Here is a 25481-nt window from a genome sequence, read left to right on the forward strand (position 1 = left end):
CCTTTTACACCACGCGTGCGCGCAGCAGATCATGCATATTGAGCGCACCAGCCAGACGGCCATTTTCAGTGACCAGCAAGGCGAAGATACGCCGGTTTTCCATGATGGCCACCGCTTCCGCAGCCAGCTTGTCGGCATCGATGCTGACCGGCTTGCGGCCCATCACCGCAGACACCGGCGTGGACAGCACGTCGATGCCGCGATCCAGCGCGCGGCGCAGGTCGCCATCGGTAAATACGCCCACCAGCGCACCGGCGCCATCCAGCACCGCGGTCAGCCCCAGCCCCTTCTTGCTGATTTCCACCAGCGCATCGCGCAGCACCGCGCCTTCGCGCACCGTGGGCAGTGCATCCCCGCCATGCATCACATCACGTACGCGCACCAGCAGCTTGCGCCCCAGGCTGCCACCCGGATGTGAGCGGGCAAAATCGTCGGCATTCAGACCGCGCGCATCCAGCAAGGTCACCGCCAGTGCATCACCCAGCGCCAGCGCTGCCGTCGTACTGGCAGTAGGCGCCAGGTTGAGCGGGCACGCCTCCTGTTCGACTGCCGCATCCAGCCATACCACGGCTTCGCGCGCCAGCGTGGAATCGGCATTGCCGGTCATGGCAATCAACGGCACCTTCAGCAACTTGAGGCTGGGCAACAGCGTGATGAGTTCATCGCTCTCGCCCGAATAGGATAATGCCAGCACCATGTCACCTGCAGTGATCATGCCCAGATCGCCGTGCGCCGCTTCGGCCGGGTGCATGAAAAATGCCGGCGTGCCGGTACTGGCCAGCGTGGCGGCGATCTTGCGCGCAACATGCCCTGATTTGCCGATGCCGGTTACCACGACCCGCCCGCGACAGGCCAGGATCAGCTCGCAGGCGGCGACAAAGCGCGTATCCAGCCGCCCGGCCAGTTTGCCGATGGCTTCTGCCTCTATGGTCAGCACGCTGCGCGCGCGCGCCAGCGTCTGCGGGAGGGGTAGTGTCATCCCGAGAGTATAAAAGACGCGGGTATCCGCAAGCCAGCAAGGCTTGGGTAAATCTTGCGGCAGGCGGGAATCGGCCGCTGCTCGGTTATACTCGTCTGGCAGCCGGCACGCTTGGCCTGCCTTCAACACCCTGACACCAATCGCTCCGCGTCCTGACATCGACATGCCCGTACACCTGTCTTCACTCCTGCTTCTGCTTGCCGCCGCCGTTTTCAGCGTGGTGCTGTGCCGCCGCTTCAAGCTGCCTGCGATGCTCGGCTACCTGTTTGTCGGCCTGCTGATCGGCCCGCACGCGCTGGGCCTGATCGCCTCATCGACCGAGGCCACGCACCTGGCGGAATACGGCGTGGTGTTCCTGATGTTCACGCTGGGGCTGGAGTTCAACCTGGCCAAGCTCAATGCGATGCGGCGCATCGTATTTGGCTTGGGGTTCTTCCAGGTGGCGGTTACCGCATCGCTGGTGCTGGGCGTTACCCTGCTGATGCAGCTGGACTGGAAAGCCGGACTGACACTGGGCGGCGCAATGGCCATGTCATCCACCGCCATGGTGTCCAAGATGCTGGCGGACCGCAACGAACTGAATACCCCGCACGGGCGCAATGCCATCGGCATCCTGCTGTTTCAGGATCTGGCCGTAGTGCCGCAACTGATCATGCTGCCGGCGCTGAGCCAGCCGGGCGAGCAACTGCTGACAGCGCTGCTGATTGCCGCAGCCAAGATCATCGTGGTGCTGGTATTGCTGCTGTACCTGGGCCAGAAGCTGATGCGGCCGTGGTTCAACCTGGTGGCCAAACAGCATTCCAGCGAGCTGTTCATGCTCAACCTGTTCCTCGTCACGCTGGGCATTGCGTGGCTGACTGAGCAGACGGGCCTGTCGCTGGCACTGGGCGCTTTCCTCGCCGGCATGCTGATTGCCGAAACCGAATACCGCTACCAGGTGGAAGACGATATCCGCCCGTTCCGCGATCTGCTGCTGGGGCTGTTCTTCGTGACCGTCGGCATGACGCTCAATTTCGCCCAGGTGTTTGCCAACTGGTATCTGGTGCTGCTGGTGGTGATCCTGCTGGGCCCGATCAAGATCGCACTGATTGCCGGGCTGTCCAAGCTATTCGGCAGCCCGGCCGGTACCGCATGGCGCACTGGCTTTGCACTGGGCCAGGGGGGTGAATTCGCCTTCGTGCTGCTGGCGCTCGCGGCCACCTCTGGCGGGCTGGTGCCCGATCCGGTGCAGCAGGCGGTGATTGCCGGCATCGTGCTATCGATGCTGGCCACGCCGTTCATCCTGATGCACAGCGACAAGCTGATCCTGCGGCTGGCCAGTTCCGAGTGGATGAACATGGCCGCCAACCTGCACCAGATCGCCGTGCGCTCGATGGGCACCAATGGCCACGTGATCGTTTGCGGCTACGGCCGTAGCGGCCAGTCGCTGGCGCGGATACTCAGCCAGCAGGACATCCCCTTCTTCGCGCTCGACCTGGACCCGGAAATGGTGCGTGAAGCCGCCGCTGCCGGCGAATCAGTGGTGTATGGCGACGCCGCCAAGCGCGAAGTACTGATGGCCGCCGGCCTGCTGCGCGCACGCGCGCTGGTGGTCACCTATGCCGATACGCACTCGGCGCTGAAAATCCTCGAGGTAGCCCACCAGGCCCGCCCCGAGCTGCCCATCATCGTGCGCACCAGCGATGACAGCGATATCGACAAGCTCAAGGAGGCCGGCGCCGCCGAAGTGGTGGCCGAAATCATGGAAGGCAGCCTGATGCTGGCATCGCACACGCTGATGATGCTGGGCACCCCGCTGAACCGCGTACTGAAAACCATCCGCGATGTACGCGAGGCGCGCTACGAAATGTTCCGCGGCTTTTTCCGTGGCCTGAACGAACACCTGGACGACGCGGACCGGCCGCAACAACGGCTGCACACCGTGCACCTGACCGCAGGCGCCGCTTCGGTGGGCCACCTGCTGGGCGAATATGACCTGATCGGCCTGCACGTGGAAGTGAAAAGCGTGCGCCGCCGCCACATGCACGCGGCGCAACCCGACGGCACGCTGCAGCTGGCAGATGGTGACGTACTGGTGCTGCTGGGCGAAGCGGACAACCTCGCAGCAGCGGAGATGCTGCTGTTGCAGGGCAAGTAAACCGCCGGGGCGGGCATGAGCCGCAACCGGCCTGCATGCGCTACGCCGACCATCAAAAAACAGGGATACCATGGCATCCCTGTTTTTTATTGCCAGCAGCAACGCAACCCACTGCGGCGGTTAGCCAGCACCTGACCGCACCGCCACGCGCTTACTGGTTGTTGATCTTCGGCCGCTTGCCGATGTGCACCTTGAAGCTTTGCTGCTGGCCACTGCGGTAGGCAAGCATTTCCACATCCACATCCGGCTTGAGTGCGGCAATCAGGTTGAGCATGGTCGATGAATCCGTCACCGGCTTGCCGTCGATGGATTGCAGGATATCGCCCGGGCGCAAGCCTGCACGGTCTGCCGGGCTGCCGCGCACGATGCCGGCGATCAGTGCACCCTGGATATCCTTGAGCTTGAACGATGCCGCCAGCTCCGGCGTCACGTCCTGCGCTTCCACGCCCAGCCAGCCGCGTGTTACGGCGCCGTCCTTGATGATGGCGTCCATCACCTGCTTGACCGTGGTGGCCGGGATGGCAAAGCCGATGCCCAGCGAGCCGCCGCTGTTGGAATAGATGGCGCTGTTGATGCCGACGAGGTTACCGGCAGCATCCACCAGTGCCCCGCCCGAGTTGCCGGGGTTGATTGCCGCATCCGTCTGCACGAAATTCTCGAAGGTATTGATGCCCAGCTGCGAGCGTCCCAACGCGGACACGATGCCCATGGTCACCGTCTGGCCCACGCCGAACGGGTTGCCGATGGCCAGCATCACGTCCCCCACCTGCACTTTCTCGACATCCGCAAAGGCGATCACCGGCAGCTTGTCGAGGTCGATCTTGATCACCGCCAGGTCGGTATCCGGATCGGTGCCGATCACCTTGGCTTCGGCGGTGCGGCCATCGGCCAGCGCCACCTCGATCTCGTCGGCCGATTCGACCACATGGTTGTTGGTCACGATATAGCCATGCTCGGATACGATCACGCCCGAGCCCAGGCTGGACGCACGCTGCGCCTCATCCCCGCCGAAACGGTCGCCGAAGTAGCGCTTGAGGATGGGGTCGTTGAGCAAAGGATGCTTGCGCGACTTCACCGCCTTGGCAGTGTAGATATTCACCACCGCCGGCATCGCCCGTGCAACGGCATCGTGATAACTGCTGGGGCCGGAGGTCACGGCAATGGCAGCAGGCGCGGGGGCCGGCAGCACCGGCGGTGGCGGTGCCTTGGCGGCGACACCAGGCCGCCATTGCGGATAAAGCGTGGTAAGCAGGAACCACACGGCCAGACCTGCGGTGGTGGTTTGTGCGAAAATCAGCCAGAGTTTTTTCATCGGTCCAATCAATGGGTTGCGCAAGTGCTGACACGGAATAGCTTGGAAAATTATATCGGACAACTTTTATCTGTTGACCGGTTTCGTGATTACGCGCCCAACGGGCTGCAGGTGGAAGGTCGCGAAGAGATCAGCATCATCGCCACCGCGGTGACCGCCAGCCTTGCTGCCATCGATGCGGCGCTGGCCGTCGGCGCGGATGCGCTGCTGGTCCACCATGGTTACTTCTGGAAGAACGAGGCCCCGGCAATACGCGGCACCAAAAAGGCGCGCATTGCCCGCCTGCTGAACAATGATCTTAACCTGTTCGGCTATCACCTGCCGCTTGATGCGCATGCCGAGTTGGGCAATAACGCAACACTCGGCGCCTTGCTCGGGCTTACCCCCACCGGCCGTTTTGCCGAACAGGACATGGGCTGGCTGGGCGAACTGGCGGTGCCGCAAACGTTCGCGCAGTTTGCCGCCACGGTGGAATCCGCGCTGGGGCGCACCCCGCTGGCCATCGGTGATAGCGACCGACTGATCCGCAACGTGGCGTGGTGCACCGGCGGTGCACAAGGCTATTTCCATGAAGCGGCAACCCGCGATATCGATTGCTTCATCACTGGCGAGGCCTCCGAATTCGTCACCCACCTGGCACGCGAAACCGGCATTGCCTACCTGGGTGCCGGCCACCATGCCACCGAACGGGGCGGCATCCGCGCACTGGGTGATCACCTGACCCACGCGTTCGGCCTCACCGTGCACCATCTCGACATTCCCAACCCGGTATGACACCCATGTTCCAACGATTCCGCACGCCGCTCTGGCCAATATCCATGCTGGCCGCAGCGCTACTGGCCGCCTGCGCCGCCCCCGGCACGCCGGGCACCAATACCACGCCGGGCAAGCCTGCAGCCCCGGCGGTACCCACCCCGCTGCCCACGCCGGCGCGGCCCTCGCCCGAGGCCCAGCCACCCAGCGTGACCATACAGGGCCGCGCTGCCGCCGCCGTACTGGATGATATCGTTCGCTACCGTACCGGCCGTGGCATGACGCTGAAAATACGCACCGGCAACCGGGTGGAGTTCACCATGCCGGTGCAGAAAACCAAGGTGCCGACCGAGGCCCGCATGCGCTACCTGCTGACCCCGGTCAGCGGCAACCTGCAGCTTTCCGCGCGCGTATTCCAAGTACTGAACCCGGGCACCGGCCGCGAACAGGTGAACGAAATTACCAACGAGGTGGCAAGCCAGCTTGAGCGCGAGCTGGCGGGCTATGCGGGTAACGACAGGCGGTGACCGCAACACCGGCTTTGAGTTCCCAAACCGCTCGGGTAGAATTCGCGCGTTTAGCCTCGGAAGCCGTGCATCCCGAGCGTTGCGCCCAGCATGCTGTGGCGGCACATCGGATTGCTTTCATCAGGGATAAGGTATGAGTGATCAGCAAGTAGATAACAGCAAACGGCGCTTCCTGCTGCTTGCCACCAGTGGCGCGGGCGCCGTGGCAGTGGGCAGCGTAGCGATTCCGTTCGTCGCCAGTTTCCTCCCGTCCGAGCGCGCCAAGGCCGCCGGTGCGCCGGTGGAAGTGGACATCAGCAAAGTGGAACTGGGCCAGAAGATCAACGTCGAATGGCGTGGCAAACCGGTGTGGGTGGTCAAGCGCACGCCGGAAATGATTGCCAACCTCGCCAAGAACGATCCGATCCTGGTCGATCCGAAATCGGAATCGAGCGATCAACCCGAGTACTGCCGCAATGAAGGCCGTTCGCGCAAGCCGGATATCTGGGTGGCCGTCGGCGTCTGCACGCATCTGGGCTGTTCGCCGACTTTCCGCCCGGAACTCGCGCCGGCCGATCTCGGCCCCGAGTGGCGCGGCGGGTTTTATTGCCCCTGTCATGGCTCGAAGTTCGATCTGGCCGGCCGCGTATTGAAAAATGTCCCGGCGCCGATCAACCTGGTCATCCCGCCGTACAAGTTCCTTTCCGACAGCACCATCATCGTCGGCGATGACAAATAAGGCCCGGAGCGAACAATGAGCAAACTAGAACAAATCGGCAAAGATACCCTGCAATGGGTTGATGACCGTTTCCCGCTGACTGCGCTCTGGAAAGAGCATGTCTCCGAGTACTACGCACCGAAGAACTTCAACTTCTGGTACTTCTTCGGCTCGCTGGCGCTGCTGGTGCTGGTGATCCAGATCGTGACGGGCATTTTCCTCACGATGAACTACAAGCCGGACGGCAACCTGATCCCGGGCACCAATGTGTCGGTGGCGTTTGCATCGGTCGAATACATCATGCGCGACGTGGGTGGTGGCTGGGTGATCCGCTACATGCACTCCACCGGTGCATCGATGTTCTTCGTGGTGGTTTATCTGCACATGTTCCGCGGGCTGATCTACGGCTCGTACCAGAAGCCGCGCGAGCTGGTGTGGATCTTCGGCATGCTGATCTTCCTGTGCCTGATGGCTGAAGCGTTCCTCGGCTACCTGCTGCCGTGGGGCCAGATGTCGTTCTGGGGTGCGCAGGTGATCGTGAACCTGTTTGCATCGGTGCCGGTGATCGGCCCGGACCTGTCGGAATTCATCCGCGGCGACTTCGTGGTATCGGACGCCACGCTGAACCGCTTCTTCGCACTGCACGTGATTGCCGTGCCGCTGATCCTGCTGGCACTGGTGGTCGCCCACCTGATCGCGCTGCACGAAGTGGGCTCGAACAACCCGGACGGCGTGGAGATCAAGAAGAACAAGGATCCGGCAACCGGCATCCCGCTCGACGGCATCCCTTTCCACCCGTACTACACGGTGAAGGATGTGTTCGGCGTGGCGGTGTTCCTGGTGGTGTTCACCACCATCGTGTTCTTCCTGCCCAATGTGTTCGGTTACTTCCTCGAAGACAACAACTTCATCCCGGCTGATCCGCTGAAAACGCCGCCGCATATTGCACCGGTGTGGTACTTCACGCCGTTCTACGCGATCCTGCGGGCAATTCCGTCCTTCCTCGGCACACAGGTGTGGGGGGTGCTGGGCATGGGCGCCGGTGTGGTTGTGATTGCTTTCCTGCCGTGGCTGGACCGCAGCAAGGTGAAGTCGATCCGTTACCGCCCGACCATCTTCAAGGTGTTGCTGGGCCTGTTCCTGGTGGCGTTCATCGGCTTGGGCATCCTCGGCGCATTGCCGCCGACCGGCCCGCGTACCACGCTGTCGCAGATCTTCTCGGTGATGTATTTCGGCTTCTTCCTCGGCATGCCGTACTTCTCCACACTGGGCAAGACCCTGCCAGTGCCGGAGCGGGTGACCGATACCAATGGCAAGCGCCAGCTGCACTTCGTGTTCTGGATGCTGGTGGCGATCATCGGTTCTGCCGTGTTCACCGCATTGATCCAACACATCTAAGGAGACGACCCCATGATCAAGCATATCCGTCGTTTCCTCGCTGCACTGGTGCTGCTGGCACCTGCGGCATTCGCCAACGAGGGCGGCATCGCCCTCGACAAGGCACCCGTCAACCTGCGCGATGTCGAAGGGCTGCAACGCGGCGCGCAAACTTTTGCCAACTACTGTCTGTCGTGCCATGGCGCGATGAACATGCGCTTCAACCGCCTGCAGGCGCTGGGTCTGACCGAAGAGCAGATCAAGAAGAACCTGATGTTCACCACCGACAAGGTGGGTGACCAGATGCGCATTGCCATGCCGGCGGCAGACGCAAAGGCATGGTTCGGCGCCACGCCGCCGGACCTGTCGGTGATTGCCCGCTCGCGCGGTGCAGACTGGCTGTACACCTACCTGCGCACCTTCTATCGCGATGACACCCGCCCTACCGGCTGGAACAACCTCGCGTTCGACAAGGTCGGCATGCCGCACGTGCTGTGGGAGCTGCAAGGCATTCAGGAAGCCGAATACAAGACCGTGAAAAACCATGAGACCGGCAAGGAAGAACATCACCTTGAAGGCCTCAAGCTGGTGAAGCCGGGCCTGTTGACCTCGATTGCCGAAGACGGCAAGTACGACCAGCGCGAGTTCGACAAGCGCGTGGGCGAACTGGTGAGCTACCTGGTGTTCGTATCCGAGCCCGGCCAGGTCAAGCGTGAGCAGATCGGTTACGCCGTGCTGCTGTTCCTGCTGTTCGTGCTGGTACCGCTCACTTACCTGCTGAAGAAAGAATACTGGCGCGATATCCACTGAGGCATCGTGGCTGGATGAAGGCACCCTGCGGGGTGCCTTTTTTTATGGCAATTTGCGCCAGACGCCCGAAAAACATGCTTTTCATGCTGCACGACATCAGCCGTTTTTCTCATTAAATACAAGGCATTACGCAACACTCGCTGGCTTATCCACAGCCCTTTTCGGTAGAATCTCGTCTTTGCAATTGTCCACAGGAAATTCCGCGCCATGATGAAGCTGTATTCCGGTACCGCCTGCCCGTTCAGCCACCGCTGCCGTATTGTGTTGTTCGAAAAGGGCATGGACTTCGAAATCATCGATGTCGATATCCACAGCAAGCCGGAAGACCTGGCCGTGATGAACCCGTACAACGAAGTGCCGGTTCTGGTCGAACGTGATCTCACCCTGTACGAATCGAGCATCATCAACGAATACATCGACGAGCGCTTCCCGCACCCGCAACTGATGCCGGCCGATCCGGTAATGCGCGCGCGTACCCGCCTGATGCTGTTCAACTTCGAACGCGAGCTGTTCATCCACGTGCGCACGCTGGAAGACGGCAGCAGCAACAAGAAGGCACTGGAAGCCGCCCGCGTGGCCATCCGTGACAGCCTGACCCAGATCGCACCGGTGTTCGCCAAGCAGAAGTTCATGCTGGGCGAAGAATTCTCGATGCTGGACGTGGCGATTGCACCGCTGCTGTGGCGCTTCGACCACTACGGCATCGAAGTGACCAAGGCCATGGCGCCGCTGATGAAGTACGCCGAGCGCCTGTTCAGCCGCGAAGCGTTCATCGAATCGCTGACCGCCAACGAAAAGGCCATGCGCAAGTAAGCAGCGCACACGGCAAGCGGGTTGCACGCGTGGGTGGATGAACCGGCATCATGTGCCGGCATGCATGCCACACGGGCTGCCCGATTGCTGGAACAGGCTCTAAAATAGAGTGAAGACTGCAGCACCGGCGGCGACTCTGCCGGCGCTTCTACCTCCCCTCACATGGAGAGTCCCCATGCAATCTGTCTCGACCAAACCGTATCTGATCCGCGCGCTGCACGAATGGTGTTCGGATCATGGCTTCACGCCCTACCTGGTGGTATCGGTGCGCGGCAAGATGCAGGTGCCAATGGAGTACGTGAAGAACGGCGAAATCGTGCTCAACATCAGCTACAACGCCACGCGCAACCTGAGCCTGGGCAACGATTACATCAGTTTCTCCGCCCGCTTCAACGGCGTATCACGTGATATCAACCTGCCGGTAGGCGCGGTGGTATCGATCTTCTCGCGCGAGAATGGCGAGGGCATGGGCTTTGAATACGAAGAAGGCCCCGTGCACGAAGTGCCGCCGCTGGAAACCGCACCGGAGAGCAAGCCGGATGACGACGGTGATGAACCGCCGCCATCGCGCCCCGGTACCGGCAAGCCGGCACTGCGCATCGTCAAGTAGTTGCCATGAAAAACCCGCCTTCCGGCGGGTTTTTTGTTTCAGCTTGCTGCGTCGTCAGGCGCTGCGGTTTCATTGGCTTCGTCCGGCACCGCTACTTTGGCCGCCTTGCGCGTCATCACCGCGGCAAAGAAGCCGTCTGCCGCATGCGTTTGTGGCCACAGCTGCAGCATCGGGCCATCCAGCGCGATCTCCACGCGCTCCTTGGCCAGCAGCTCGCGCACATCCAGCAGCTCGAAATCCGGATGGGCAGCCAGGAAAGCATCGACGATCTGCGTGTTCTCGCTCGGCAGCACGCTGCAGGTGGCATACACCAGCCGGCCGCCGGTCTTCACCAGCCGCGCGGCAGAGGCCAGGATGCTGGCCTGCTTGGCATTGAGTTCCTGCACGCTTTTGGCACTCTGCCGGTATTTCAGGTCCGGATTGCGGCGCAGCGTACCCAGACCGGAACACGGTGCATCCACCAGCACCGAATCCATCTTGCCGGCCAGGCGCTTGATCTTCTGGTCGTTTTCGCTGGCAATCAATTGCGGCTGCACGTTGGAGAGGCCCGAGCGCGCCAGCCGCGGCTTGAGATTGGCCAGGCGCTTCTCAGAGATATCGAATGCATACAGGCGGCCGGTCGATTGCATCATTGCGCCGATGGCCAGCGTCTTGCCACCGGCACCGGCGCAGAAATCGGCGATCATCTGGCCGCGCCTGGCACCGGTCAGCAGCGCCAGCAGCTGGCTGCCTTCGTCCTGCACCTCGAAACCGCCACCAAGAAATAACGAATGCTTGTTGAGCGCCGGCTTGCCGTGGATACGCAGACCCCATGGTGAATAGGGCGTGGGCTTGGCTTCGATGCCGGCTGCCAGCAATTCTTCCACCACACCTTCACGCTTCATTTTCAGGATGTTCACGCGCAGGTCCAACGGTGCGGACTGCATCAGCGCACGGCCCAGCTCGAGCACGTCCGCATCGCTCATGCCGCCGGCCTGCAATGCAGCCACCGACCAATCCGGCAAGCCGGCCTGCACGTGCAGCGGCGCGCTCGACCAGTCCACCGCCTTCCACTGCTTGGCGAGCTCCAGCTTCTTGTCGTCGAAAATGCTTTCCAGCTCGCGCATGTTGCGCTTTTCCACCGCCGAGAAATACGCGATCAGCCACTCGATCACGCCAGCCTTTTCGCCGGTCAGCCACTGGATACGTGGCAGGTGGCGCAGCAGGCCGAACACGGTTTCGGCAATCATCGCGCGGTCACGCGCGCCCAGTTGGCGCTCATCGCGGAAATAACGCGACAGGATCACGTCGGCCGGGGCAGTAAAGGGCAATACTTGATGCAGCACGTCCAGCGTGGCATCGAATTGGGTACGGTTCAGCATGGTATCTCTCTTGGCCTGCAAAGCCCGGTTCAGGGGCGGTGCATGCCGTTGGGTCTTTGTTGCGCCGGCGAAGCCAGTACGGTTTCGCCATTGATGGTGATCTGGCTTGCCCAGATATCGAACGTGTTTTCCTTGCCCAGCGTCAGGTGAATGCGCACGGGCATGTTGTTCCATTCCGGCGCCAGCCAGAAATCGAATACGCGGTCTTCATACTGCCCACGCAGCAGGATGGCATCGACCAGCTTGCCGTTCAGGTTGAGCGTGCTCTCGCCACGCAGCTCGAACGGGATATCGCGGTAGAACTTGCGACCGCTCACCATGGAGAACGTGAAGTTCTTCATTTTCGAGCCTTGCAGCGCAAACTGGAACGCCGCCGAGAACAAGTCCTGATCACCAGGCTTGAGCACCTCGCTGGCGAACTTGCCGTTGTCGTTCATCTGCACCGCCAGCGCATCCCAGTCGAATGTCGCTTCGTTGAGCAGCTTGCCATCCTTGGTATCGGAGAAATGCATCGGCACCACGCCGTTCCGGCCTACCTTGCCTTCACTCGCAATGGTACGGGTGCGCCCGAACAGCGCGCCGCGTAGCGCCAGCTTGTATTGACCGTGGTCGACTTCCCAGCTCATGCGCGCCGGGATCACGCCCCAGGTATAGGTGATATCGACCTTGCGCGGAAACTGCAGTGCTTTCGGTGTCTCGCTGGCTGGTGCAGAGGCGGGCTCGGCCGGCTTGCTGGCCGCCTGCGTCGCGACAGCCACCTGGGGCACTGTGCTGGGCTGTGGCGCCACTGCCGAGGCCTGCGCCAACACCTGCGATGCGGTAACACTGCTCGCCGCCGCAACCGCAGACGCCGTGCCCGCCGCCGCCAGCGCAGGCTTGCCGGTAACGGCGGGCTTGCGTGCATTGCGTGCCGGCACCGGTGTTGCCGCCGGTCGCGCGGCAGGTTTGGGCTTGCCCAGTTGTATGGTGATGTTTTCCGCCGGCTTCACACCCGCCAGCGAGGCAAGCTCGCCGGCTTCATCCATATCCTGGCTGACCAGCTTCCTGGTCGGCGTGCGCAGCTTCAGCGGCTCGTTGCGCGCCCATTCGCCGGCCAGCAGCAACAGCGTGTCGCCGCCGATGCTGACGATGTGCAGGAACAGGGACGCGAGCAGCGCCCAGATCAGCCAGCGGCGGTGGCGCGGTGTCATTCAGCCCCTGCGCTTCACGCGGCCCGCCTCAAGCACCAGGCGGTCTGCGGCAAAATCGGCAACGGCTTGCGGATACAGACGGTGCTCCTCCTTGAGTACACGGGCAGCCAGTGTATCCGGGGTATCGTCATCCAGCACCGGTACGACCGCCTGCGCGATGATGGGACCATGATCGAGTTCGGCAGTGACGAAATGCACGGTGCAGCCGGCAAACTTCACGCCTTCATTGATGGCGCGCTCGTGCGTGTGCAGGCCGGTGAATGATGGCAGCAGCGACGGGTGGATATTGATCAGCCGGTTGGCATAATGATTGACGAAACCGGCGGTGAGGATGCGCATGAATCCGGCCAGCACCACCAGATCGGGCCGGTAGCCATCGATCAGCTCCGCCAGCGCGGCGTCGAATGCCTCGCGCCCGGCAAAACCCTTGTGATCGAGCACCGCGGTGTCAATGCCCCGCTCGGCTGCCCACACCAAGCCACCCGCATCCGCACGGTTGGCGATCACTGCGGCGATCTTGGCGCCGGCGATATCGGCATCGACAATGGCCTGCATATTGGAACCACGGCCGGAAATCAGGATAACGATGTTTTTCATGAACTCTTGATAGCTGGAAAAGCGACGGGGCGCTTGCGCGCCCCCGGTGAAAGGGCCGGGATCACCCGGCGCTTCACGATACCCCGCCACTGCGGCGGGGCTTGCCAGTCGCGTTACGCGATTTGCGTCTGGTGTTCGTCCCCGTTGCGGGCGCGGATCGCACCCAGCGTATAGACGGTTTCACCTTCGGCTTCGAGCAGCGCCTTCGCAGCAGCAGCATCTTCCGCAGCAACGATCACGACCATGCCCACGCCACAGTTGAAGGTGCGGTGCATTTCATCGGTCGCCACATTGCCTTCCTTCTGCAGCCACTGGAACAGCTTGGGGAAAGACCAGCTCTTCGCATCGATCTGCGCTACAACATTGGACGGCAGCACGCGCGGAACGTTCTCGGTAATACCGCCACCGGTAATGTGCGCCATGCCCTTGACCGTCAGTTGCTCGATCAGTTTCAGGATGGGCTTCACATAGATGCGGGTTGGCGCAATCACCACGTCGGCCAGGCTCTTGCCGTTTTCGAACTCGCCAGCGTAATCGGCATCGGTCAGATGCAGGATCTTGCGGATCAGCGAATAGCCGTTGGAGTGCGCGCCATTGGACGCGAGGCCCAAGACCACATCGCCGGCCTTGATGTCGTTGCCGGTGATGATGTGGGCTTTCTCGACCACACCGACGGCAAAGCCGGCCAGATCGTACTCACCCAGCGGGTACATGCCGGGCATCTCGGCGGTTTCACCACCGATCAGCGCGCTGCCGGACAATTCACAGCCCAGTGCAATGCCGCGGATCACTTCGGTAGCGGTATCGACATCGAGCTTGCCGCAGGCGAAGTAATCGAGGAAGAACAGCGGCTCGGCACCCTGGACGAGGATATCGTTCACGCTCATCGCCACCAGATCCTGGCCGACGGTATCGTGGCGGTTCAGCTCGAAAGCCAGCTTGAGCTTGGTGCCCACGCCGTCGGTGCCGGAAACCAGTACCGGCTCCTTGAACTTCTTGCTGATCTCGATCAGGCCACCAAAACCGCCAATGCCGGACAGCACTTCCGGGCGCATGGTGCGTTTGGCAAAGGGTTTGATATTTTCGACAAGCTGGTCGCCGGCGTCGATATCGACACCCGCATCGCGGTAGCTCAGGCTTTGGGAACTCATGCACGGCCTCGTGGTGAAATCAGGGTTTACGGTGGAACGGATGCTTTCTCGGTTAGAATGGCGCCCAACCCACTGAAAACGCGGTAGTTTACCGCATCCCGCGATGAAACGCCTGTCTGCCCGCCGCACGCGCGATCTCCACCCGGCCTGGCCCTTGGTCCTGGTCGCCGTGGTGGGCGCCATTTGCTACCAGCTTTTGCCCATCCTGATGCCTTTCGCGGCGGCGGCTGTGCTCGCCTATATCCTGCATCCGGCACAGGACTGGCTGGTTGCGCGGCGGATCAATGCCAACATTGCCGCCATCGTCGTGATGACCGGGGTACTGGTTTTTTTCCTGCTGCTGGCCGTCATCGTCACCCCATTGCTGATCGACCAGTTCCAGATGCTTTATAGCAGCATCCCCAAGCTTGCCGAAAAATTGTCCGGCAGCTGGCTGCCGGCCATCAACAGCCGGCTGGGGCTGCAACTGGCCATCGATACCAATACCCTGTCCGCCTGGGTGGCCAGCCATACCGGCGAGCTGAAAAGCTGGTTACCCGGCCTGGCGCAACAGGTCGGCAGCAAGGGCCTGTTGCTGTTTGGCCTGCTGGTGAACCTGGCGCTGGTGCCGGTCGTCCTGTTCTATGCATTGCGCGATGGCAACCGGCTGTTTCCCACGCTGCAGAGCTGGGTGCCGCGCCGGCTGCTGGGGCGGGTGAACCGGCTGTTCCACGAGTTCGATGATGTGCTGTCGGAGTTCTTGCGCGGCCAGCTCACGGTGATGCTGGTGATGAGCGCGATCTACGCGGGTGGCTTGTGGCTGGTGGGGCTGGATGCCGCGCTGCCGGTAGGTATCGTCTCGGGCATGCTCACGTTCATCCCCTATCTGGGCTCATTCACCGGCCTGCTGCTGGCCACGCTGGCCGCGCTCAGCCAATACGGCAGCTTTGCCGGCCTGTGGCCCGCGTGGCTGGTATTCGGGCTGGGCCAGGCGCTGGAAGGCAATGTGATCACACCCAAGCTGGTGGGTGATCGCATCGGCCTGCACCCGGTGCTGGTGATTTTTGCCTTGCTGGCGTTCGGCCAGTTGTTCGGCTTTGTGGGCGTGCTGCTGGCGCTGCCGATGGCGGCCGTGCTGCAGGTGGGCGTACGCCACCTCAAGCGCATGTACATTGCCAGCCCCGCTTATCGCCGCGCAGCAGTACGCAAGGCCATTCGATGAAACAGCTGGTGCTGGACCTGCGCCTGGCGATGCCGTCGGGCTTCGAGGATTTCGTTGCCGGCGACAATGCCGAGCTGCTGTTCATGCTGGCCGAATGGGCTGCAGGCAGCGACAGCACGCGTTTCCTCTACCTGTGGGGTGAATCCGGCGCCGGCAAGACGCATCTGCTGGCGGCTACGGCCAGCCGTGTGGGCAACGCGGTGCATATCGATGCGGCTACGGAAGCGTTGCCGTTCCCGCTGCCGGCCGATGCCGCACTGATCGTCGATAACGTTGCCGCGCTGGATGCCGAGCAGCAGATCCGCCTGTTCGATCACTACAACACGCTCAAGGAAGGCAGCGGCCGGCTGCTGGCTGCCGGCCCCATGCCGCCGATGTTGCTGGCGCTGCGCGACGACCTGACCACGCGCCTGGGCTGGGGGCTGGTGTACCAGTTGCGCCCGCTATCCGAGCCGGACCGCATTGCCGCACTGAAGCGCCATGCGCGCCTGCTGGGGTTCGAGCTGAGCGACGACGTGGCCGACTACCTGCTGCGCCACGCCACGCGTGACCTGGGCAGCCTTGCTGCCTTGCTGGACCGGGTGAACGAGCGCGCGCTGTCGCTGAAACGGCAGGTGACCAGCGCACTGATCCGCGATGTGCTCAACGAACAGGCAGGTAGCGCGATAACCTGACAACGGCACCGCTGGCAATGTTGGCAATGTGGGCAAGCAAAGCCACCCCATCCGCTCGGCCCCTGCGCGCCGGGCAACAAAAAACCGCATCAGGCCGATGCGGTTTTTTTTCATGCTCATGCACACGAATCTCAGCCGGGCGCTGCGTCGCTGGCAAGGCGGATGATTTCGCGCGTCATGTCGGCCGAGGTTTCCAGGGTGCTGTATTCATCCAGCCCCGGGCCGCCCATCTTCACGCGCTCGTTGCGGTAGCGCATGCCGCTGGGCACCGGTGCCCGGGCGGAGGTATGGAATTCGCGGCAGCCGGTGCTGCGCACCAGCTCGGCGATATTGTTGGCGCGCACGCCGGCTCCCGGCATCACCGCCAACCTGCCGGCGGCTTGCGCCTGCAGTTGCGCCAGCAGTGCCGCACCCTGCAATGCGGTGGGCTCCTGCCCGGACGACAGCAGGCGGTTGCAACCGCAGGCAATGATGTCCTCCAGCGCCTGCACCGGATCACGCGCCACATCGAACGCGCGGTGGAACGTCACCTGCATGGGCGTGGCCAGCGCCACCAGCTCGCGCGTGCGGGCGACATCCACATCACCATCCGCGGTCAGCAGGCCGATCACCACGCCATCGACGCCGATCTTTTTGCACGCCAGCACATCGCGGCGCATGGTTTCGAATTCATCATCCGAATACAGGAAATCGCCGCCACGCGGCCGGATGATCACGTTGAGCGTGATCCACAAGCGATCGCGCGCAGCGGCAATGGTGCCGAAAGACGGCGTAGTGCCGCCCTCCAGCAGGTTGTCGCACAGCTCCACCCGTACCGCACCGCCCTCTTGCGCGGCCAGCGCGCTCGCCACCGAGCCGGCACAGATTTCCAGATCGATGACGGTACTCATGGCCTTATGCCCCGGTAAATTCGCGGATATGGCCAAGCAGCTCGTCTTCCTGGAACGGCTTGCCCAGGAACACGTTCACACCGAGGTCATGCGCGTACTTCTTGTGTTTTTCCGCGGTACGCGAGGTGATCATGATGATGGGGATGGTCTTGGTGACATCATCGGCACGCACGTTGCGGGTCAGCTCGAAGCCATCCATGCGCGGCATTTCGATATCGACCAGCATCACGGCGGGTGTCACATCCTGCAACTGCTGCAGTGCATCGACGCCGTCCTTGGCCAGCACCACCTGGAAGCCTTCGCGGGCCAGCAAGCGCGACGTGATCTTGCGCACGGTCAGCGAATCGTCCACCACCATCACCAGCGGCGCCTGATGCAGTGCCTCCGGCGCCGCGGCGGCCTTCTTCTGCGTCGGCGCCACTTCGCCACGCTCCAGCAGCGCCAGCGGGTTCACGATCAGCACGATATCGCCGTTACCCAGCACCGTTGCGCCTGCCACGCCCGGAATGCGCGCCAGCTGCGGGCCGATGGTCTTGACCACGACTTCCTGGTTCTTCACCAACTGGTCGATATGCAGTGCCATGCGCGCCACGCCGCTGCGCAGCAGCAGCACGGTGGAGAAGCGCTTCTGCTCGGGCACCGACTGGCCATCGCCAATCAGGCGCGGGAAGTAGGCAAACGGATAACGCGAGCCCATCCAGTCCTGCGCGCGCTCGCTATAGAGCTGAGTCAGCGCTTCCTGCTTGAGTTCCTGCACCTGCTCGATCATCACCGACGGAATCGCCAGTGTTTGCGCGCCGGCCTTCACCAGCAGCACTTGCGTCACCGCCAGCGTCAGCGGCAGATGGATGGTGAAGGTGGTGCCGCGGCCGGCTTCCGAGTTCACATCGACACGGCCGCCCAAGTTGCCGATTTCGTTCTTCACCACGTCCATGCCGATGCCGCGGCCGGAAATCTGCGTGACGCTGGCAGCAGTGGAGAAGCCCGGTGCAAAGATCAGGTGCATCAGGTCGCGCTCGGTCGGCTCGGTACCGGCTTCGATCAGTCCCAGCGATACGCCCTTGGCGCGGATGCGCTCCAGGTTCATGCCACGGCCGTCGTCCTTGAGCACCACAACCAGTTCGTTGCCTTCCTGGCGCACTTCCACCACCACCTCACCGAATTCGCTCTTGCCGGAGGCTGCGCGCTCTTCCGCGGTTTCCAGACCGTGGTCGATCGCGTTGCGCAGCATGTGCTCGAACGGCGAGATCATTTTTTCCAGCACGCCGCGGTCGATTTCCACGCGGCCGCCACGCAGTTCCAGGTTGACCTTCTTGCCCACTTCCTTGCCGGTCTGGCGCGTCAGCCGGTACAAACGATCGGACACGCTGGCAAACGGCACCATGCGCACGCGCATCAGGCTTTGCTGCAGCTCCTTGGTCATGCGGTTTTGCGCGGTCAGCGCAACGCTGGAGTCGTCCAGGCTCTTGAGCATGTTGTGCTGCACCGTCGCCACGTCGTTCACGCTTTCGGCGATGAAGCGGGTGATTTCCTGCAGGCGGGTAAAGCGGTCGAACTCGAGCGGATCGAAATTCTTGTGGTCGTCCTCGATCTCTTTCACGCGCGCCTGCATCTGGCTTTCAGCCTGGATTTCCAGCTCGCGCAGCTGACTGCGCAGGCGTGTGACGTTCTCGGTCAGATCCAGCAACGAGGTTTTCACCGTCAACATTTCGGCTTCGATACGCGAGCGGGCAATCGCCACCTCACCCGCCTGGTTGACGAGCTCGTCCACCAGTTCGGATTTCACGCGGATCGTCGTTTTGCCTTCTGCATCCGGTGCTGCACCGAACAGTGGCTGGGCAATGCCGGCCACCGGTGCACCCGGTGCGGCTGCCGCCGGCGTGGCAGCACCTGCAGCAGGTGCAGCGGGCTTCTTGCGGCCGGTAAGCTCGTCGTGGATGGCCAGGATCAGGTCGTAGTCGGCTTCGAGTTCATCCAGCAGTGCCGGGCCCGGGGTTTCCGAGGCGCTGGCCAGCAGCCGTGATTCCATCTCGTGCGTGGCCTGGCCGATACGCATCGCGCCGGACATCCGGGCGCTGCCCTTTAGCGTATGTAGCGTGCGCTTGAGCGTGGCGACGGATGCCGGATCGGCCCCCTCGCGCAGCGTGCGCAGTGCATCACCGATTTCCGGCAGCAGCTCGTCGGCTTCTTCGACGAATACCGGCAGCAGTTGCTCGTCGACTTCATCGACGATGCCCGCTTCCAGCTCGGCCTTGCGTTCGGCCAGCGAGTGCGCACCGGCCACCACCAGCAATTCGGACAACGGCGACGGTGCATCATGCGCAAGCAGCGCATCCAGCGGCTCGGCAGCCAGTGCGGCCAGGCTGTCGGATTCGACGGCTGGCGCGCTATCGGCCGGCTCATCCCCGAGGTCTACATCAAGCAGGATTTCATCCAGCACGGTTTCTTCGGCCGCTACCGCCGGCAGTGCTTCTGCCACCTGTGGCGTTTCTTCGATCAACGATGCTGCGTCGGTCAGCGTGGCGAATGCCTCGGCCACGCCATCTGCCACCGCGGCAGGCTCGTCATCAAGCCGCACATCCAGCAAGGCCTCGTCCGGCAACACGACCGGCAGGGTTTCGGCCACCGGCACTTCAGCATCCAGTACTTCGACCTGCAACGGCTCGGCATCGAGCTCGATATCCAGGTCATCCAGCGAAAAGACCAGCTCTGCATCTGTCGCCAGCGCGGTATCAGCCACTGTGGCGGCGGAGGTATCCGGCATCGCTGCAGCCGGTGCTTCTGCCGGCAGCTCAATGCTGATTTCTTCGTCGGCGGCAGCTTCATCGGCAGCGGGCAGCGCCTCTGCCTCGCCCTGCAGATCGAGCACCAGCAGCTCATCCAGCTCGGCAGTATCCACTGCAGCCGGCGCCACTTCATCCGGAGGGAGATCCAGGCTGGCAATCGCCTGTTCGCTGTCCTCGGCTGCGGCATCCGTCATGGCATCAAGCAGCGGCAATTCCAGCTTGATGGTGTCGGCAAACGGATCGGCAACGGCTTCTGACGCAGCAACCGCAGCGTCATCCACCTGCGTATCGGCCTGCTCGTCCAGCAACGGCGGGGCATCCACCCGTTCGGCAGGTGCCCATTCAGCTGCCGGCCCGGCATCGTCCAGCGTCAGGTCGAAGCTGATTTCCTCGGCAGCAGCGTCCGCTGCGGCGTCAGGCGTGGCATCGGTCGGCAGATCAAGCAGCGGCACCGCATCGAACAGTTCCAGCGGCTGTTCGGCTGCGGCATCGGTCGCAGCGTTATCCAGCGGCAGGTCAAAGCTGATGTCGATGATTTCGGTTTCGGCTTCCGTTGCGGCAACGGGTTGCTGCAGCATCGGCATTGCGGCAAACGTACCGGTGTCTTCGGTGCCTTCCAGCAGCGTTTCGTCCAGCGACATTTCCATCGGCTCGCCGGCATTCACCGTGGCCAGGCTGGACAACTCCGGTTCCGGGCTGGCCGGGCTTTGCTTCTGGAACAGCGCAGCCAGCATCAGCGCCAGTTTTTCCACCGCGGCGGACACCGCATCGGCATGGCGCGCCAGGCTGGCAGGCCCCTTGTTCAACTGCTGTACTGCATGTTCAAGGCCATAGGCCAGCTCGCCCAGCGGACGGAAGCCGGCAGTAGACGCAATGCCACCCATGGTGTGTGCGGCCAGCACGAAGTTGCCGGGCAGGTTGGCACCGGCCAGCAAGGCATCGCGCCCGGCCTGCAACACGTCAAGGTGGCGTGCAGCTTCATCGCGAAAAATCGAGAACAGCGTGCCCGATACGATCACGTCACCAATCAGCACGTCCTCATTGCCGGACGACGCTGCTTCACCGTCGCCATTGGCGCTGCGTTCAACTTCGATTTCCGGCAGCGGCTCGACGGGTGCCTGGTCCAGCTGGTGGCGCAGCGCTTCGGCGCGTGCAATCCACGGTGCTTCATCCACTTGCGCACTGCCACTCTTGGCCAGTTGCGCCACCCAGCCGACGAATGCCGCGTGCGAGTCATCGATCAGCGCCAGCAGGCCAGCTGCTGCCGGTTGTTCGGCCTGCAGCCATTTGTTCAGTGTCTGTTCAACCGCCCACGCCACTTCACCCAAGTGGTTGAGGCCGACCATGCGGCCACTGCCCTTGAGCGTGTGGAAACCACGGCGCAGCACGGTGACAGCTTCCCGATCATTCGGGTTGGCACGCGTGGCAGCCAGGTTATCGCTGATGGTGGCCAGCACTTCGACCGCTTCTTCAAGGTAAACCTCGAGCAGCTCGGCATCGACCGCTTCGTCAGATTGCGGCAGTTCGCGCGCCGGCTCCGATTCAGGCTGGGGCTCCACCACGGGCGCAGGCGTGCCCAGTTCCGGCTCCTGCTCGAGTTCGGCCAGCACCGGTACATCATCTTCATCCGGGCCAGCGCCCAGCAGCTTGGCCAGACTGGGGGCCAGCAGCTCGCTGCCTTCATCGCGGCCCTGCGCCATCGCGTCGATATAGAAGCCGAGGCTGGACAACGCTTCAGCCAGCTCTTCAAGCTCGAACGACTCCGGTGCCGTTTCCTGTTCGGCATAGCGCTGGATACGTTGCTGGCTGGCTTGCAGCAAGGCCACCGCATCGTGCTTTTCCAGCATCATCAGCGCGCCCTGGATCTGGCGCAGGCCAGGATCGAGCTGCTTCAGGCCGGCCTGGCTGGTCGGATCGCGGAAATAGCTGTCCAGTGTTTCTTCGATCTGCTGCAGGTTGCTGCGCATTTCCTGCGCCAGCTGCGCCTGCAACAGCTTTTCCTGGGCCTCGCGGCTGACCTCGTCGAGCTGCGGTGCCTCGGTGGTGTCTGCGCCCGGATCGGCCAGGCGCAGCGCCATCACCTCGGCCTGCGCAGCAAAATCCGGCGCACGGGTCGGGTAGATGGCCAGCGCGTTATCGGCCAGCAGCAAGGCGGTGGCCATTTCCAGCGCATCGCCTTCGCTCACGCCTGCGCTGGCATAGCGCTGGCAGGCTGCGGCAACGGCTTGCCACAATGCCGGCAAGCCATCGATTTCCAGCGCACGGCTGCGCTCGGCCAGTTTGCCCACCTCGGCCTGCAACGCAGGCAGACGGTCGCGGTGGCCGATGGCAACACGAGTCCAGATTTCCTTGGCGGCACTCACTTCATCGCGCAATGCGCGTGCCTGCTGGCGTTGCGCCTCGGCTTCGGCCGGCAGTGCCGCAGCGGCGGCGTCTACCAGCAAGCCGGAAAGGGCAAAAGCTTCATTCAATTGTGCAGCCAGCGCACTACCGGTCTGATCGTGCGCCAGTGCATACAGCAGATCGCGGAACAGGCGCTCGGCCACCTTGGTGGAGCCGTCGGATAGCCGACGGATCTGCAGGTTCAGGCGCAGCAGCAACTGCTTGAGATCGATATCGAGCGGGCCGCGTACCGGCAGGGTTTCCGACACCGCAGATGCGGTCCACCAGAATGCGCGTGCCAGCCCTTGCGGCTGCACGGCGGCAATATCGGCCAGCGCGCGGCCCAGCACGGCTGCGGCAGCCGGGTCATGATCACGGATCCAGCGCAGCAGCGCGGCTTCGAAACGGCGGCGCTGCTCGCGCAACCACACGCCCCATTCGGAGGGGCCGAGTGGCTTGGTCGGCATCGATCTGGGCAGGTCCAGCTCGGTCAGCAGCGGGAAGAACAGCTCGGCACCGCTGGCATTGCCCTTGCGCGCACGGGCCATTTCCGCAAAGCGCGGCAGCAGGGTCAGCGGCAGATTGGGGCTGCCGGCCAGCAGGTCGTCAAGGTAACGCTTTACCTCGCCAATAGCGGTTTCCGCCAGGGTGACGAAATCATTGGCAACGTCTTCACGCGCAATGGCGGCCACCAGTTGCTCGATTTCCTCGCCGAAACGGGCAAGGCCGTCGAGGCCCACCATCTGCAGCGCACCGGCAGCCTGGTGCAAATGGGTTTGCGCATGCTTGAGCAGCGCGGCATCGGTCTTTTCGCGGTAGGCGGCGAGCGCATCGCTGGCGCGAGCCAGGGTTTGCTCCAGCTCGCCTTTCACCCAGATCAGCGAGCCTTGGTCAAATTCGGTATGAACGCTCATGGCGGGTCTCGCGAGAGAAGGCAGGGGCGTACGGCCCCCGCAGTGGCGGATCGTTAGTGACCCTGATACAGGTTAGGAGAGCTTGAAGCCGGACACCGAATCTTTCAGCTCTTGCGCCAGGCCGGAGAGCTGGCCGATGATTTCGGCCGACTGCTTGGTGCCCTCGGTGGTCTGCTCGGTGATCGACAGGATGTCGCGCATCGAGTGGTTCACCCGGCCAGCAAGTTGCGTCTGGTCTTCCGTTTCATGCGCGATCGAGCCGATCAGCTTGGCCAGTTCTCGCGACACCTGACCGATCTCGGTCAGCGCCTTGCCGGCGGCATCGGAGAGCTTGGCCCCTTCCACCACACCCTGGGTGGACAGCTCCATGGCGGCCACCGCGTCGTGCGTGTCGGTCTGAATGGTCTTCACGATCGCGCCGATCTGCTTGGTGGCTTCGCCGGAGCGCTCAGCCAGCCGCTGCACTTCTTCGGCCACCACCGAGAAGCCGCGCCCTGCATCACCGGCAGCAGCCGCCTGGATCGCCGCATTCAACGCCAGCACGTTGGTCTGCTCGGTAATGTCGGAAATCAGTTCAACGATTTCGCCAATTTCCTGTGACGATTCGCCTAGGCGCTTGATGCGCTTGGCGGTTTCCTGGATCTGTTCACGGATTTCGCCCATGCCCTTGATCTGGTTCTGCACCGCATCGGCGCCCTTCTCGGCGGCGGACAGCGACGATTGCGCCACGTTGGCCGATTCAGCCGCGTTGTGCGATACACCCTGGATCGAGCGCACCATCTGTTCAACGGTCTGCGTGGTGTCCTGGATTTCATGCGACTGGCGTTCTGCGGCCAGCAGCAAGCTGTTGGACACCTCCTGCGCCTGCCCGGTGGCACTGTTCACCTGCCCCGTGGCGCGGTTGATACCGCCAATCAGATTACGCAGCTCTTCAATGGTGAAGTTGATCGAGTCTGCGATCGCGCCGGTCAGGTCTTCGGTTACCAGCGCGCGGACCGTCAGGTCACCATCGGCCAAGTCGGACATTTCGTTCAGCAGGCGCAGAATCGCGTCCTGGTTCTTCTTGTTTTCGTTTTCCGATTCAACCCGGCGGCGCACCGCTTCCTGGTTGAACACGCGCACCAGCAGGTACAGCGAAATCACCGCAACGATGATGAAGATGGCTTCCAGCACGGTGGTCAGGAAACTGCCGAAGCGGTTTTCATAACGTGCGGCCAGATCGACCGTGTCTTTCAGCAGCTTGTCCGAGTCACGCACGATGGCCTGGTTGGCCAGACGGGTATTCACCAGCGGCTGCATGTTCTTGGAGAACGACGTCACCACCACTTCGAAATCGTGGAAAGTGGTCTTGATGTTGTTCAGTCGTTCAACCAGCGCGGAGCTGGAGGCCGGGCGGATCTGCATGCCCTCGTTGCCGTCGATGAAGCCGGCCACAATATCGTTGAATGTCGATACGTCCTTGCCCAGCAGGAACACCACCTCGGGGTTGATCAACTCGCCCGCCAGCATGGCGTTGGCGTTCTTGGCCATACGCTGGCTCAGCATGGAAAGCTGGTTGGCGTAGTCGAGTTCGCGCACGTTACCGCCAGTCTCGGCCAGCAGCGATGCAAATTGCTGTGTCTGCTCAAGCAGCTTGGCATCGTTGGCATTGATGCCGGCGACGCTCTTGCCCACCGCGATCAGCGCAGGTTTTTGCTTGAGGATGGAATCAATGGTTGGCCGGCTGGGGTTGGGGCGATAGGACGCGGCCCAAGTCTGCTCGATGGCATCGAGCTGCTCGTTGCTGCCGCTGACCAGGCCAAAGAAACCGCCGCTGCTCTTGAGCTGCGCCAGGTCACCATCGAATTTCTGGTACGCGGATTCAAGAATCGGGAATGCATCGGGCTGGCCCTGCACCGCTTGGGTCGATGCCCGCGCCAGACGCTGCGAGAGCATCTGCATTTCGGTGGCAATCGAGCGGCGCTCGGCGTTGTTGCTCGAATCACGGTAGGCCAGGAAGGCGGTACCGGCAAACAGCAGCACGGACGCACCCGCCACCAGCAGGAACAGCGCCATCTGCTGGCGCGCCGGCAAGCGGCCCACGAAAGGCAGTGGCTTGAGCGTGGCCGCATCATCGGTATCGGGCAACCGGATCTTTTCCAGAATCCAGGTGGTCTTGGTGGGCTCGTAGCCCTTCTTGCCCTCAGCCTTGGGCGCTTTGCGGCCAAACAGCTTGGCGAGGCCGTCCAGTTTCAGTGCCATTTGCGTGTCTCTCCCAATGCGTTTTTATCTGATTATGTGTTGTTCAAGCACGGCTGTCAGCTTGGCTGTCAGGTATGGC

General features: G+C 62.7%; 19 protein-coding genes. 10 read left to right on the top strand and 9 right to left on the bottom strand.

The window, feature by feature from the left end; genetic code table 11:
- Window positions 1-4: 4 nt before the first annotated feature.
- Window positions 5-979 (bottom strand): KpsF/GutQ family sugar-phosphate isomerase, encoded by a 975-nt coding sequence (locus tag IGB42_RS03350; RefSeq protein ID WP_159666771.1) that lies wholly within the window; start codon window positions 977-979, stop codon window positions 5-7.
- Between the two features lie 163 nt (window positions 980-1142).
- On the opposite strand from IGB42_RS03350, the gene IGB42_RS03355 reads away from it, so the two are divergent.
- Window positions 1143-3116, top strand: coding sequence for a monovalent cation:proton antiporter family protein (locus IGB42_RS03355; protein ID WP_159666774.1), 1974 nt, complete (start codon window positions 1143-1145; stop codon window positions 3114-3116).
- Window positions 3117-3267: 151 nt separating this feature from the next.
- Here IGB42_RS03355 and IGB42_RS03360 read toward each other — a convergent pair whose 3' ends face one another.
- Window positions 3268-4428: a Do family serine endopeptidase gene (locus tag IGB42_RS03360; protein WP_159666777.1), complete on the bottom strand. Its 1161-nt coding sequence runs from the start codon at window positions 4426-4428 to the stop codon at window positions 3268-3270.
- 24 nt (window positions 4429-4452) lie between these two features.
- Between IGB42_RS03360 and IGB42_RS03365 the strand changes: the two genes are divergently transcribed.
- The 7 genes from IGB42_RS03365 to IGB42_RS03395 all read left to right on the top strand — a co-directional run bounded on the left by IGB42_RS03365 (window position 4453) and on the right by IGB42_RS03395 (window position 10015).
- A complete protein-coding gene (locus IGB42_RS03365) occupies window positions 4453-5202 on the top strand; it encodes a Nif3-like dinuclear metal center hexameric protein (RefSeq protein ID WP_374705043.1) in 750 nt (249 codons plus the stop codon).
- Between the two features lie 5 nt (window positions 5203-5207).
- Window positions 5208-5708, top strand: coding sequence for a hypothetical protein (locus tag IGB42_RS03370; RefSeq protein WP_159666780.1), 501 nt, complete (start codon window positions 5208-5210; stop codon window positions 5706-5708).
- Window positions 5709-5841: 133 nt separating this feature from the next.
- Window positions 5842-6426, top strand: a complete 585-nt coding sequence (gene petA, locus IGB42_RS03375) for a ubiquinol-cytochrome c reductase iron-sulfur subunit (RefSeq protein ID WP_159666783.1) — start codon at window positions 5842-5844, stop codon at window positions 6424-6426.
- 15 nt (window positions 6427-6441) lie between these two features.
- A complete protein-coding gene (locus tag IGB42_RS03380) occupies window positions 6442-7803 on the top strand; it encodes a cytochrome b N-terminal domain-containing protein (RefSeq protein ID WP_159666786.1) in 1362 nt (453 codons plus the stop codon).
- A 12-nt stretch (window positions 7804-7815) separates the two neighbouring features.
- The gene (locus IGB42_RS03385) at window positions 7816-8592 is read left to right on the top strand and encodes a cytochrome c1 (RefSeq protein WP_159666789.1); all 777 of its coding nucleotides are present in this window, start codon (window positions 7816-7818) and stop codon (window positions 8590-8592) included.
- Between the two features lie 207 nt (window positions 8593-8799).
- Window positions 8800-9405, top strand: coding sequence for a glutathione S-transferase N-terminal domain-containing protein (locus IGB42_RS03390; protein ID WP_159666792.1), 606 nt, complete (start codon window positions 8800-8802; stop codon window positions 9403-9405).
- A 175-nt stretch (window positions 9406-9580) separates the two neighbouring features.
- A complete protein-coding gene (locus IGB42_RS03395) occupies window positions 9581-10015 on the top strand; it encodes a ClpXP protease specificity-enhancing factor (protein WP_159666795.1) in 435 nt (144 codons plus the stop codon).
- A 38-nt stretch (window positions 10016-10053) separates the two neighbouring features.
- On the opposite strand, the gene IGB42_RS03400 is transcribed toward IGB42_RS03395, so the two are convergent.
- From IGB42_RS03400 to purM, 4 genes are all read right to left on the bottom strand, one after another.
- Window positions 10054-11376 carry an RsmB/NOP family class I SAM-dependent RNA methyltransferase gene (locus tag IGB42_RS03400; RefSeq protein ID WP_159666798.1) on the bottom strand — a complete coding sequence of 441 codons (1323 nt, stop codon included), beginning with the start codon at window positions 11374-11376 and terminating at the stop codon, window positions 10054-10056.
- Window positions 11377-11405: 29 nt separating this feature from the next.
- Window positions 11406-12566, bottom strand: coding sequence for a DUF3108 domain-containing protein (locus IGB42_RS03405; RefSeq protein ID WP_159666801.1), 1161 nt, complete (start codon window positions 12564-12566; stop codon window positions 11406-11408).
- Window positions 12567-13163: a phosphoribosylglycinamide formyltransferase gene (gene purN, locus IGB42_RS03410; RefSeq protein ID WP_159666805.1), complete on the bottom strand. Its 597-nt coding sequence runs from the start codon at window positions 13161-13163 to the stop codon at window positions 12567-12569. It abuts the gene before it with no gap.
- A gap of 113 nt (window positions 13164-13276) precedes the next feature.
- Window positions 13277-14314 (bottom strand): phosphoribosylformylglycinamidine cyclo-ligase, encoded by a 1038-nt coding sequence (gene purM, locus IGB42_RS03415; protein WP_159666808.1) that lies wholly within the window; start codon window positions 14312-14314, stop codon window positions 13277-13279.
- A gap of 103 nt (window positions 14315-14417) precedes the next feature.
- On the opposite strand from purM, the gene IGB42_RS03420 reads away from it, so the two are divergent.
- Together IGB42_RS03420 and hda are read left to right on the top strand one after the other, a co-directional pair.
- Window positions 14418-15515 (top strand): AI-2E family transporter, encoded by a 1098-nt coding sequence (locus tag IGB42_RS03420; protein ID WP_159666811.1) that lies wholly within the window; start codon window positions 14418-14420, stop codon window positions 15513-15515.
- A complete protein-coding gene (gene hda, locus IGB42_RS03425; protein WP_159666814.1) occupies window positions 15512-16189 on the top strand; it encodes a DnaA regulatory inactivator Hda in 678 nt (225 codons plus the stop codon). Before IGB42_RS03420 ends, hda begins: the two co-directional genes overlap by 4 nt.
- A gap of 131 nt (window positions 16190-16320) precedes the next feature.
- Here the strand turns inward: hda and IGB42_RS03430 are convergent, their stop codons facing one another.
- The 3 genes from IGB42_RS03430 to IGB42_RS03440 form a co-directional block, all read right to left on the bottom strand.
- The gene (locus IGB42_RS03430; RefSeq protein ID WP_159666817.1) at window positions 16321-17079 is read right to left on the bottom strand and encodes a copper homeostasis protein CutC; all 759 of its coding nucleotides are present in this window, start codon (window positions 17077-17079) and stop codon (window positions 16321-16323) included.
- 4 nt (window positions 17080-17083) lie between these two features.
- Entirely contained in the window at window positions 17084-23161 is a 6078-nt protein-coding gene (locus tag IGB42_RS03435) for an Hpt domain-containing protein (RefSeq protein ID WP_159666820.1), read from the bottom strand.
- A gap of 72 nt (window positions 23162-23233) precedes the next feature.
- Window positions 23234-25402: a methyl-accepting chemotaxis protein gene (locus IGB42_RS03440; protein WP_159666823.1), complete on the bottom strand. Its 2169-nt coding sequence runs from the start codon at window positions 25400-25402 to the stop codon at window positions 23234-23236.
- Window positions 25403-25481: the final 79 nt, after the last annotated feature.

The organism is Andreprevotia sp. IGB-42, from assembly GCF_009848685.1.
Lineage (GTDB): Bacteria > Pseudomonadota > Gammaproteobacteria > Burkholderiales > Chitinibacteraceae > Andreprevotia.

Excerpts from the sequence above, each read along its gene's own strand:
- IGB42_RS03350 (WP_159666771.1), bottom strand. The coding sequence starts at position 979 with ATGACACTACCCCTCCCGCAGACGCTGGCGCGCGCGCGCAGCGTGCTG.
- IGB42_RS03355 (WP_159666774.1), top strand. The coding sequence starts at position 1,143 with ATGCCCGTACACCTGTCTTCACTCCTGCTTCTGCTTGCCGCCGCCGTT.
- IGB42_RS03360 (WP_159666777.1), bottom strand. The coding sequence starts at position 4,428 with ATGAAAAAACTCTGGCTGATTTTCGCACAAACCACCACCGCAGGTCTG.
- IGB42_RS03370 (WP_159666780.1), top strand. The coding sequence starts at position 5,208 with ATGTTCCAACGATTCCGCACGCCGCTCTGGCCAATATCCATGCTGGCC.
- petA (WP_159666783.1), top strand. The coding sequence starts at position 5,842 with ATGAGTGATCAGCAAGTAGATAACAGCAAACGGCGCTTCCTGCTGCTT.
- IGB42_RS03380 (WP_159666786.1), top strand. The coding sequence starts at position 6,442 with ATGAGCAAACTAGAACAAATCGGCAAAGATACCCTGCAATGGGTTGAT.
- IGB42_RS03385 (WP_159666789.1), top strand. The coding sequence starts at position 7,816 with ATGATCAAGCATATCCGTCGTTTCCTCGCTGCACTGGTGCTGCTGGCA.
- IGB42_RS03390 (WP_159666792.1), top strand. The coding sequence starts at position 8,800 with ATGATGAAGCTGTATTCCGGTACCGCCTGCCCGTTCAGCCACCGCTGC.
- IGB42_RS03395 (WP_159666795.1), top strand. The coding sequence starts at position 9,581 with ATGCAATCTGTCTCGACCAAACCGTATCTGATCCGCGCGCTGCACGAA.
- IGB42_RS03400 (WP_159666798.1), bottom strand. The coding sequence starts at position 11,376 with ATGCTGAACCGTACCCAATTCGATGCCACGCTGGACGTGCTGCATCAA.
- IGB42_RS03405 (WP_159666801.1), bottom strand. The coding sequence starts at position 12,566 with ATGACACCGCGCCACCGCCGCTGGCTGATCTGGGCGCTGCTCGCGTCC.
- purN (WP_159666805.1), bottom strand. The coding sequence starts at position 13,163 with ATGAAAAACATCGTTATCCTGATTTCCGGCCGTGGTTCCAATATGCAG.
- purM (WP_159666808.1), bottom strand. The coding sequence starts at position 14,314 with ATGAGTTCCCAAAGCCTGAGCTACCGCGATGCGGGTGTCGATATCGAC.
- IGB42_RS03420 (WP_159666811.1), top strand. The coding sequence starts at position 14,418 with ATGAAACGCCTGTCTGCCCGCCGCACGCGCGATCTCCACCCGGCCTGG.
- hda (WP_159666814.1), top strand. The coding sequence starts at position 15,512 with ATGAAACAGCTGGTGCTGGACCTGCGCCTGGCGATGCCGTCGGGCTTC.
- IGB42_RS03430 (WP_159666817.1), bottom strand. The coding sequence starts at position 17,079 with ATGAGTACCGTCATCGATCTGGAAATCTGTGCCGGCTCGGTGGCGAGC.
- IGB42_RS03435 (WP_159666820.1), bottom strand. The coding sequence starts at position 23,161 with ATGAGCGTTCATACCGAATTTGACCAAGGCTCGCTGATCTGGGTGAAA.
- IGB42_RS03440 (WP_159666823.1), bottom strand. The coding sequence starts at position 25,402 with ATGGCACTGAAACTGGACGGCCTCGCCAAGCTGTTTGGCCGCAAAGCG.